This is a genomic window from Pseudomonas sp. SWRI99 (assembly GCF_014270125.1).
Taxonomy (GTDB): Bacteria; Pseudomonadota; Gammaproteobacteria; order Pseudomonadales; family Pseudomonadaceae; genus Aquipseudomonas; species Aquipseudomonas hamedanensis.
The window spans coordinates 102,533-112,322 of record NZ_JABWQR010000026.1; the positions used below are offsets into that span (position 1 = coordinate 102,533).

Sequence of the window (9,790 nt, forward strand, 5' to 3'; positions counted from 1 at the left end):
ACCCCATTGACCGTGTGTGAGTTATAGCTATTAGCCACTAATTTAGCTAGCGCCGGCGGATCCACGGAGCCTTTAAAAATCAAGGCTCTGTGAATCCAGCCAGCGGCAGCGTCAACGGGCCGTGATTTTCCAGGCGCGGTGAATCTTGGTGTTACGGGCAAAATCCGGATCAATGGTCTGCGCGCTGATTTCCTCGACCGCGTATCGCTCGGCGAGGTTGTCTTCCAACTGGAACTTGCGGAAGTTGTTGGAGAAGTACAGCACGCCGCCCGGTGCCAGGCGCGCCATGGCCAGGTCGATCAACTGCACCTGATCACGCTGCACGTCGAAAATGCCTTCCATGCGCTTGGAGTTGGAGAACGTCGGCGGATCGATAAAGATCAGGTCGTACTCGTCACGGCAGCTTTCCAGCCACGCCATCACGTCGCCCTGCTCCAGACGGTTCTTGTCCGAGAAGCCGTTCAGCGACAGGTTGCGACGCGCCCAGTCCAGATAGGTTTTCGACAGGTCGACGCTGGTGGTGCTGCGCGCCCCGCCCTTGGCCGCGTGCACGCTGGCGGTCGCGGTGTAGCAGAACAGATTGAGGAAGCGCTTGCCGGCGGCCTCTTTCTGAATGCGCATGCGCATCGGCCGGTGGTCGAGGAACAGGCCGGTGTCGAGGTAATCGGTAAGGTTGACCAGCAACTTCACACCGCCTTCATTCACCTCGACGAACTTGCCCTGCGCAGCCTGACGCTCGTACTGCTTGGTGCCGCTCTGGCGCTCGCGGCGCTTGACCACTACGCGGTTCTTGTCGACGTTCAGTGCCTGCGGGATCGCGGCCAAGGCGTCGAACATCCGTGCCGAAGCTTTTTCCGGGTCGATGGATTTTGGCGCGGCGTACTCCTGGACATGCACCCAATCGTGGTACAGGTCGATCGCCATCGCGTATTCCGGCATGTCGGCATCATAAACGCGGTAGCAATCGATGCCTTCGCGCTTGACCCACTTGCTCATCGCCTTGAGGTTCTTTTGCAGGCGGTTGGCAAACATCTGCCCGCCTTCGCTCAAGCGCGGCTGCTCGATCACTGGCGCCGGGGCTGGCGTCGGTTTGATCGGGTTGCCGTTCTTGTTGAACTTGCGTTCCTGCGGCTCGTCCGGGGTCTGATCGTAGGCCGCTTGCTCGCGCTCGGCCTGACGTTGCTCCGCAGTGCGGCGCTCGCCGGTGACGAACTGATCCGGCAACACCTTGATCAATAGCAGCTTGCACGGCAACGCGCCGTTCCAGAACGAATACTGTTTGTGGCTGCGGATGCCCATGCGCTTGCCCAGATCAGGCGCGCCGGTAAACACCGCGGCCTCCCAGTTCAGGCAGGCCTGACGCAGGCGCTCGCCGAGGTTCTGGTAGAGGTACAACAGGCTGGCTTCATCGCCGAGACGCTCGCCGTACGGCGGGTTGCAGATCACCAGACCTTTCTGGTTCTGATCCGGACGCGGCTCGAAGGTCGCGACTTCGCCCTGGTAGATCTTGATCCACTCGCTCAGACCGGCGCGCTCGACGTTGTTGCGGCCCGGTTGAATCAGGCGTGGGTCGGCTTCGTAACCGCGAATCCACAGCGGTGGCTTGGCCAGGCCGGCCGCAGCACGTTCAACGGCCTCTTCGTGAAGTTTTTTCCACAGCGCCGGTACGTGACCGAGCCAGGCGGTAAAACCCCACTGCTCGCGACGCAGGTTCGGCGCCATGTCGGCGGCAATCATCCCCGCTTCAACGAGGAAGGTGCCGACACCGCACATCGGGTCCGCCAGTGCGCCGCCTTCGGCGGCAATGCGCGGCCAGCCGGAACGGATCAGGATCGCTGCCGCGAGGTTTTCCTTCAGCGGCGCGGCGCCCTGCTGCAAGCGATAGCCGCGCTGGTGCAGGCTGTGGCCGGACAGGTCAAGGGAGAGGATCGCTTCACCGCGATCCAGACGCAGGTGAATGCGCAGGTCCGGGTTGAGCTTGTCGATCGACGGACGGTCGCCTTGCGGGGTGCGCAGTTTGTCGACGATGGCGTCTTTGACTTTGAGGGCGCCGAAGTGCGTGTTGTCGATGCCCGAACCGTGACCGCTGAACTCAACGGCCAGGGTGCCGTCGCTGAGCATGTGGTCCTGCCAGTCGATATCGAGAACGCCGTGGTACAGGTCTTCGGCGTCTTTCATCGGGAAACGCTTGAGTACCAGCAATACGCGGTTGGCCAGACGTGACCAGAGGCACAGGCGATACGCGGTTTCCATGGTCGCCATGCCACGCACGGCGGAGGTGTGCTCGCGCGCATCTTCAAGGCCAAGCCCGACGGCTTCCTCGATGAGCAGGCCTTCGAGGCCTTTGGGGCAAGTGAGGAAGAGTTCGAAACGGTCGGACATGGTATTTCCAGAACCTTTGGCTAGTGAATCGGCAACGCATTGCCGACCCGGTTTTCAATCAGGCGCTTTTCTAAAAGAGCGCCCGCGTGGCACGAAGGTGTGCCGTTCCGTCCCCGCTGCTCGGGTTAAAAGAGCTTAGATGCCAGGACAGATAAAAAAGTTGGAGAAATAAAAAGTCTTAAAGCGACCCTTCGTCGCTTAGTACCCCAGCGCGAACGTAGGTCATTCTCACTTAAGCATTAACCCCATCATCCAGCGCAGCGCCGATCATACCGGGGTTTGCCGAAAAAACGTCGATGAAACACATCTTTACTTATGGCTGTAGCACTACTTTCGTTACGTCCTTATGACAAAACGATCATTCCCTCGGTGTGACTCATTGGTTAGAACTGAGCACAGGTTGACGTCGCAACGGCGTCAACACCTTGGCTCGCCACGCCGGCAGCGAGCCGCATCATGGCAGGTTTCTTTCTGCCAGGCCTCGGTTGAGGTCGACGCGACACAAACAGTCAACAAGTGAGGGAAACACCCTATGAGAAGACTTAAGCGTGATCCGTTGGAAAGAGCATTTTTGCGCGGATATCAATATGGCGTTGGTGGCAAATCCCGTGAGCTTTGCCCATTTACTCTACCGTCGGTACGCCAAGCCTGGATCAACGGCTGGCGAGAAGGACGCGGCGACAACTGGGACGGTATGACCGGCACTGCGGGAATCCACAGACTCAACGAACTTCACGCCGTCGGCTGACACAGGGCATTTATTCCGACACGACAATCTGACTAGCAACGAATTAACCACGCACGTCCTTCCCGGACGGCGGGCTACGGCCCAGGGGCTCCTTTGAGGAGCCCTTTTTATTGCCTGAGAAAATCCCGCGACCCGCACTCTGTGGCGAGGGAGCTTGCTCCCGCTGGGTTGCGCAGCAACCCCAAACCCATCCAATGAAGTTTGCGGGGTAACCGCTATTCAGGCTCTACGACTGCTGCGCAGCCGAGCGGGAGCAAGCTTCCTCGCCACAATGTTCAACGCAACGCGGCGATGGCATCCACCGATTCGCGAATCAGCGCCGGGCCTTTATAGATGAAGCCCGAATAAATCTGCACCAGGCTCGCACCCGCCTCGATCTTCTCTGCCGCATGCTTGCCCTCGGTAATCCCGCCTGCGGCGATGATTGGCAATCGACCCGCCAGCTCGGCGGCCAGCACCTTCACGGTGTTCGTGCTCTTGTCGCGCACCGGTGCACCGGACAGGCCGCCCGCCTCGTCGCCATGCTCCATGCCTTCAACCCCGACACGGCTGAGGGTGGTGTTGGTGGCAATCACCGCGTCCATACCGGTTTCGATCAGTGCCTGTGCGACCTGAGCGGTTTCTTCGTCGGTCATGTCCGGTGCGATCTTGATCGCCAGGGGCACGTGCTTGCCGTGGCGCAGGGCCAGTTCGGCGCGACGGGTGGCCAGGTCGGCGAGCAGTTGCTTGAGCGAGTCACCGAACTGCAGACTGCGCAGGCCCGGGGTATTTGGCGAACTGACGTTGACTGTCACATAGCTGGCGTGGGCGTAGACCTTGTCCAGGCAAATCAGGTAATCGTCGACTGCGCGCTCGACCGGGGTGTCGAAGTTCTTGCCGATATTGATACCCAGCACGCCCTTGTATTTCGCCGCAGCCACTCGCGCCAGCAGGTTATCCACGCCCAGGTTATTGAAACCCATGCGGTTGATGATCGCCTCGGCTTCCGGCAGGCGGAAGATCCGCGGCTTCGGATTGCCCGGCTGCGGACGCGGCGTCACGGTGCCGATTTCGACAAACCCGAAGCCCAGTTGGGCAAAGCCATCGATGGCCGCGCCGTTCTTGTCCAGACCGGCGGCCAGGCCCACCGGGTTGGGAAATTCCAGACCCATGACCGTCACCGGCACTTTTGCCGGCGCCTTGCACAGCAAGCCGTTAAGGCCCAAACGCCCGCCCGCGCCGATCAGGTCCAGCGACAGATCGTGGGAGGTTTCCGGGGAAAGTTTGAACAACAGCTGACGGGCCAGGGTGTACATGGGCGGCGATGACTCGGGCGGCGAAAAGAGGCGGCGATTATAGCCGGGCATCGCCCCACCGCGCGAGGCGCACGGACAAATCGCTGGCACTGGCATATGCCTTGCACCGATGCAGTATCAGCGCGCAGACCAATGGCGGCAGGCGGGCAAGGACAATGGCGTCGTTTCCGGGGTTGCAGCGCAACATCCGGGACGGCGTTTTTTTTGAGGTGGGTTGTATGAATGAACTTTCGCCAGGGCCGCTGGCCTGGGTCAATGGCAGCGATGCCCCGGAAAAAACCGCGATCAACCTTGGCTTCATGGCCCTGAGCGATTGCGCCTCGGTGGTCGTCGCCGCGACACAGGGTTTCGCTCAGCCTTACGGTCTGACGTTGAATCTCAAGCGCCAGGCCTCATGGGCGAATCTGCGCGACAACCTGGTCAGCGGCGAGCTCGATGCCGCGCACAGCCTGTACGGCTTGATTTACGCGGTGCACCTGGGCATTGGCGGTGTCGCTGCGACCGACATGGCAGTGCTGATGGGCCTGAACCAGAACGGGCAGAGCCTCAACCTTTCGCACGGCCTGCAAACCCTCGGCGTGACCAGTCCTGAAGCGCTGGATCGGCACGTGCACCAAAGCCGCGCAAAACTGACCTTCGCCCAGACCTTCCCCACCGGCACTCACGCAATGTGGTTGTATTACTGGCTGGCAAGCCAGGGCATCCATCCATTGCAGGATGTCGACAGCGTGGTCGTACCGCCGCCGCAAATGGTCGCGCACCTGCAAGCCGGCCGCATCGACGGTTTCTGCGTCGGCGAACCGTGGGCCGCCAGCGCTGTGCAGCAGGATCTGGGCTTCACCCTCGCCACCAGCCAGACCATCTGGCCCGACCACCCGGAAAAAGTCCTCGGCTGCACCCGCGAATTCGTCGAACACTACCCGAACACCGCGCGGGCCCTGGTCATGGCGATTCTGGAAGCGAGCCGCTTCATCGAAGAAAGCGCGGAGAACCGGCGCAGTACGGCACAACTGCTCAGTGCCGCCGAATACCTCGACGCGCCCGCCGCCTGTATCGAGCCACGCTTTCTCGGAGACTACGCCGACGGCCTCGGCAATCGCTGGCAGGACCCGCATGCGCTGCGCTTTCACGCTCAGGGCGAGGTCAATCTGCCGTACCTCTCCGACGGCATGTGGTTCATGACGCAATTTCGCCGCTGGGGCCTACTGCGCGAAGACCCGGATTACCTGGCCGTGGCACGTCAAGTTCAACAACTGGACGTTTATCGGTCAGCAGCCAGCGCCGTCGGAGTCGCTGCCGGGAACACGGACATGCGCAGCAGCCAATTGCTCGACGGCAAAATCTGGGATGGCAGCGACCCGGCCGGCTATGCGCGCAGCTTTCGCTTGCACGCCCTGAGCGACGACACTCCCCTTCTTGCCCGCCGCTGACAGGAGATCGCGAACATGTTGCGCATTCTGCTGATCAACGACACCGCGAAAAAAGTCGGCCGCCTGAAAGCCGCACTGACCGAAGCCGGTTTCGAGGTGATCGACGAGTCCGGCCTGACCATCGACCTGCCCGCGCGCGTCGAAACGGTGCGCCCGGACGTGATCCTGATCGATACCGAGTCACCGAGCCGTGATGTCATGGAGCAAGTGGTGCTGGTCAGCCGCGATCAGCCACGGCCGATCGTGATGTTTACCGACGAGCATGATCCGGGGGTGATGCGTCAGGCGATCAAGTCCGGGGTCAGTGCCTACATTGTCGAAGGCATTCACGCACAGCGCTTGCAGCCGATTCTCGACGTGGCGATGGCCCGCTTCGAAAGCGATCAGGCCCTGCGCGCGCAGTTGCAGGCCCGCGACCAACAACTGGCCGAGCGCAAGCGCATCGAGCTGGCCAAGGGCTTGTTGATGAAAATGAAGGATTGCAACGAGGAAGAGGCCTACACCCTGATGCGCCGCCAGGCCATGAGCCGTCAGCAGAAACTGATACAGGTGGCGGAGCAGATCATTGCCATGAGTGAGTTGCTGGGCTGACCGATCGTTCCCACGCTCTGCGTGGGAATGCATCCCGTGACGCTCTGCGTCACTTCGCAAGAGCGGACGCGGAGCGTCCCTGGCGGCATTCCCACGCGGAGCATGGGAACGATCTGCCCCTTCTGTAGAAGCTGACGAGTGCAACGAGGCTGCGATCTTTTCAAGCCTTGGCACAAATCTCGCTATGTAAACCGTACAGGTAACCAACGGCGGTTGCCCCACCTACGACAAAGACGTCGCTCACCCCGTTCGCCCCCCGGCGAATCAGGTAGCGGCGTTTTTGCGTTTTGGCCCCACAGACCGGGGCCGGTGGTGCGGCCGTGCGGCGCTCCACCTGCTGTACATGACTCCTTTCGAGACTCTTTTCAGCCGAGGTGCGCGATGAATTCAAGCTTCTGGAAATCCGGCCATACCCCGACCCTGTTCGCGGCCTTCCTGTATTTCGACCTGAGCTTCATGGTCTGGTACCTGCTCGGCCCACTGGCGGTGCAGATTGCCGCCGATTTGCATCTGACCACGCAACAGCGGGGCCTCGTCGTCGCCACGCCGATCCTGGCCGGTGCGGTGTTGCGCTTCGCCATGGGCATGCTGGCCGATCGCTTGTCGCCGAAGACGGCCGGACTGATCGGCCAGGTCATCGTCATTTGCGCGCTGTTCGGCGCGTGGAAGCTCGGCATCCACAGTTATGAACAGGCGCTGATCCTCGGTCTGTTCCTCGGCATGGCCGGCGCCTCGTTCGCCGTAGCCCTGCCGCTGGCCTCGCAGTGGTATCCGCCAGAACATCAGGGCAAAGCCATGGGCATTGCCGGTGCGGGCAACTCCGGCACCGTGTTCGCCGCCCTGCTCGCCCCGGTGATTGCCGCCGCGTTCGGCTGGAGCAACGTGTTCGGTTTCGCTCTGATCCCGCTGATCCTGACCTTGGTGCTATTTGCGTGGCTGGCGAAAAACGCCCCACAGCGGCCGAAACCAAAAGCCATGGCCGACTACTTCAAGGCCCTTGGCGATCGCGACAGCTGGTGGTTCATGTTTTTCTACAGCGTAACCTTCGGTGGCTTCATTGGTCTGGCCAGCGCCCTGCCCGGCTACTTCAACGACCAATACGGCCTGAGCCCGGTAACCGCCGGCTACTACACCGCGGCCTGCGTGTTCGGCGGCAGCCTGATGCGGCCGTTGGGTGGCGCACTGGCGGATCGCTTCGGCGGCATTCGCACGTTGCTGGCGATGTACACCGTGGCGGCCATCTGCATCGCGGCCGTGGGCTTCAACCTGCCAAGTTCCTACGCGGCGCTGGCACTGTTCGTCTGCACCATGCTCGGTCTCGGCGCCGGTAACGGTGCGGTGTTTCAACTGGTGCCCCAGCGCTTTCGTCTGGAAATCGGCGTGATGACCGGACTGATCGGCATGGCCGGCGGGATCGGTGGTTTCGCCTTGGCGGCCGGCATGGGCGCGATCAAGCAAAGCACCGGCAGTTATCAGCTCGCCCTGTGGTTGTTCGCCAGCCTGGGCATCCTCGCCTGGTTTGGTCTGCACGGGGTGAAACGCCGCTGGAGAACCACCTGGGGTTCGGCGGCCGTCACGGCGGCACGGGTCTGAGGCTTCAATGGCCCTGCAATTGAGCTTTGCCGAAGCCAGCGCCACCGGCCCGCGTGCGGAAAACCAGGACGCTTTGCGTTCGGTGACACCGGCGCCGGCGCTGGCCGCGAGCAAGGGTTATCTGTTCGCCATCGCCGATGGCGTCAGTCAATGTGCCGACGGCGGCCTCGCCGCGCGCTCGACCTTGCAGGCCCTGGCACTCGACTATTACGCCACCCCGGAAACCTGGAGCGTGGCTCAGGCACTGGATCGCCTGTTGCTCGCGCAGAACCGCTGGCTGCAGGCCAATGGCGGTGGGCAGCCGCTGCTCACCACCGTCAGCGCGCTGGTCATGCGTGGCCGGCGGTTCACCCTCGCCCATGTCGGCGACTGCCGGGTCTATCGCTGGCACGCCGACAGCCTGCAACGGATCTCCGAGGATCACGTCTGGGAGCAACCGGGCATGCAGCATGTGCTCAAACGGGCGCTGGGGCTGGATCAACATCTGGTGCTGGACTTTCTCGACGGCGAGCTGCGTGACGGCGAGCGTTTTGTGCTGCTCAGCGACGGCGTGTGGTCGACCCTGGGCGATACCGCGATCGCCGCGATCTTGCGCGATCAGCCCGACCTGCACAGCGCCGCACGCACCTTGGTCAACGCCGCGCATCTGGCCGGGAGTCAGGACAATGCCAGTGCCTTGCTCGTTCGGGTCGATCATGTCGGCGAGGCGAACCTTGGCGATGCGCTGATTCATTTGCAGCAATGGCCCTTGCCGCCAGCGCTGAAACCCGGCCAGGCTTTTGAAGGCTGGCAAGTGCAGGGCATTGCCGCGCAGAGTCAGCAATCGCTGTTGTATCGGGTCACGGACGGGCAGGACCAGCCATGGCTGCTGAAAACCCTGCCTTCGCGTTCAAGCGCTGATGCTCAGGCCGGGCAAGCGCTGCTGTCTGAGGAATGGTTTCTCAAACGCGTGGCCGGCCGGCATTTTCCGGAAGTCCATGCCTGCCATCAGCGTCAGCATTTGTACTACGTGATGCGTGAATATTCCGGCATCACTCTGGCGCAGCGCTTCCAGCAGAGCGGCCCGTTGCCGATGGCGCAGTGGCAGGACATCGCCGAACGGCTGTTACGTGCGGTCGGGTTGCTGCATCGGCGGCAGATTTTTCATCGCGATATCAAACCGGAAAACCTGTTATTGGCCGATGACGGCGAGCTGCGGGTGCTGGATTTCGGCCTGGCGTATTGCCCGGGATTGTCCGAAGACACGCCGTCGACGCTGCCGGGAACACCAAGCTTTATCGCCCCGGAAGCGTTTCGCGGGGATCCGCCGAGTGCGCAACAGGATTTGTATGCGGTCGGCATCACCCTCTATTACCTGCTGACCGGGCACTTTCCCTACGGTGAGATCGAAGCGTTCCAGCGCCCCCGATTTGGCGTGCCTGTCAGCGCCAGTCGCTATCGGCCGGACTTGCCGGAATGGCTGGCGCAGAGTCTTGAGCGCGGCGTGGCCGCTGACCCGCAACAACGGTTCGAAACGGCCGAAGAGTGGTTGCTGGTACTGGAACAGGGCGAGCGGCGCAGTTTGAGTGTCAGGCCCCGGCCTTTACTGGAGCGGGAGCCGTTGAAGGTCTGGCGGACCATGGCGTTGGTGGCCTTGCTTGGAAATTTGGTGCTCCTGGTTTTGCTGTTTCATGGCTGAGACCGAAGTGCGGCTATCGCGAGCAGGCTCACTCCTACAATTTGAAATGCGTTCCCCTGTAGGAGTGAGCCTG

7 protein-coding genes are annotated in these 9,790 nt (G+C 61.9%); 5 read left to right on the forward strand and 2 right to left on the reverse strand.

Annotated elements, in window-relative coordinates; all coding sequences use genetic code 11:
- Positions 1-111 precede the first annotated feature (111 nt).
- On the reverse strand, positions 112-2,382 hold the full coding sequence (gene rlmKL, locus HU743_RS20540) for a bifunctional 23S rRNA (guanine(2069)-N(7))-methyltransferase RlmK/23S rRNA (guanine(2445)-N(2))-methyltransferase RlmL (protein WP_186650888.1): 2,271 nt from the start codon (positions 2,380-2,382) through the stop codon (positions 112-114).
- 532 nt (positions 2,383-2,914) lie between these two features.
- On the opposite strand from rlmKL, the gene HU743_RS20545 reads away from it, so the two are divergent.
- Positions 2,915-3,130 carry a ribosome modulation factor gene (locus HU743_RS20545; RefSeq protein ID WP_003223300.1) on the forward strand — a complete coding sequence of 72 codons (216 nt, stop codon included), beginning with the start codon at positions 2,915-2,917 and terminating at the stop codon, positions 3,128-3,130.
- A 275-nt stretch (positions 3,131-3,405) separates the two neighbouring features.
- On the opposite strand, the gene HU743_RS20550 is transcribed toward HU743_RS20545, so the two are convergent.
- Complete coding sequence (locus HU743_RS20550) at positions 3,406-4,425, reverse strand: quinone-dependent dihydroorotate dehydrogenase (RefSeq protein WP_186551564.1); 1,020 nt, start codon at positions 4,423-4,425, stop codon at positions 3,406-3,408.
- Between the two features lie 218 nt (positions 4,426-4,643).
- Between HU743_RS20550 and HU743_RS20555 the strand changes: the two genes are divergently transcribed.
- The 4 genes from HU743_RS20555 to HU743_RS20570 all read left to right on the forward strand — a co-directional run bounded on the left by HU743_RS20555 (position 4,644) and on the right by HU743_RS20570 (position 9,717).
- On the forward strand, positions 4,644-5,855 hold the full coding sequence (locus HU743_RS20555) for a CmpA/NrtA family ABC transporter substrate-binding protein (protein WP_186650890.1): 1,212 nt from the start codon (positions 4,644-4,646) through the stop codon (positions 5,853-5,855).
- 15 nt (positions 5,856-5,870) lie between these two features.
- Positions 5,871-6,446, forward strand: a complete 576-nt coding sequence (locus HU743_RS20560) for an ANTAR domain-containing protein (RefSeq protein WP_007916390.1) — start codon at positions 5,871-5,873, stop codon at positions 6,444-6,446.
- 381 nt (positions 6,447-6,827) lie between these two features.
- Positions 6,828-8,039 carry a nitrate/nitrite transporter gene (locus tag HU743_RS20565; RefSeq protein WP_186551566.1) on the forward strand — a complete coding sequence of 404 codons (1,212 nt, stop codon included), beginning with the start codon at positions 6,828-6,830 and terminating at the stop codon, positions 8,037-8,039.
- 7 nt (positions 8,040-8,046) lie between these two features.
- Positions 8,047-9,717 carry a bifunctional protein-serine/threonine kinase/phosphatase gene (locus HU743_RS20570; RefSeq protein ID WP_186650892.1) on the forward strand — a complete coding sequence of 557 codons (1,671 nt, stop codon included), beginning with the start codon at positions 8,047-8,049 and terminating at the stop codon, positions 9,715-9,717.
- Positions 9,718-9,790 lie beyond the last annotated feature (73 nt).

Excerpts from the sequence above, each read along its gene's own strand:
- rlmKL (WP_186650888.1), bottom strand. The coding sequence starts at position 2,382 with ATGTCCGACCGTTTCGAACTCTTCCTCACTTGCCCCAAAGGCCTCGAA.
- HU743_RS20545 (WP_003223300.1), top strand. The coding sequence starts at position 2,915 with ATGAGAAGACTTAAGCGTGATCCGTTGGAAAGAGCATTTTTGCGCGGA.
- HU743_RS20550 (WP_186551564.1), bottom strand. The coding sequence starts at position 4,425 with ATGTACACCCTGGCCCGTCAGCTGTTGTTCAAACTTTCCCCGGAAACC.
- HU743_RS20555 (WP_186650890.1), top strand. The coding sequence starts at position 4,644 with ATGAATGAACTTTCGCCAGGGCCGCTGGCCTGGGTCAATGGCAGCGAT.
- HU743_RS20560 (WP_007916390.1), top strand. The coding sequence starts at position 5,871 with ATGTTGCGCATTCTGCTGATCAACGACACCGCGAAAAAAGTCGGCCGC.
- HU743_RS20565 (WP_186551566.1), top strand. The coding sequence starts at position 6,828 with ATGAATTCAAGCTTCTGGAAATCCGGCCATACCCCGACCCTGTTCGCG.
- HU743_RS20570 (WP_186650892.1), top strand. The coding sequence starts at position 8,047 with ATGGCCCTGCAATTGAGCTTTGCCGAAGCCAGCGCCACCGGCCCGCGT.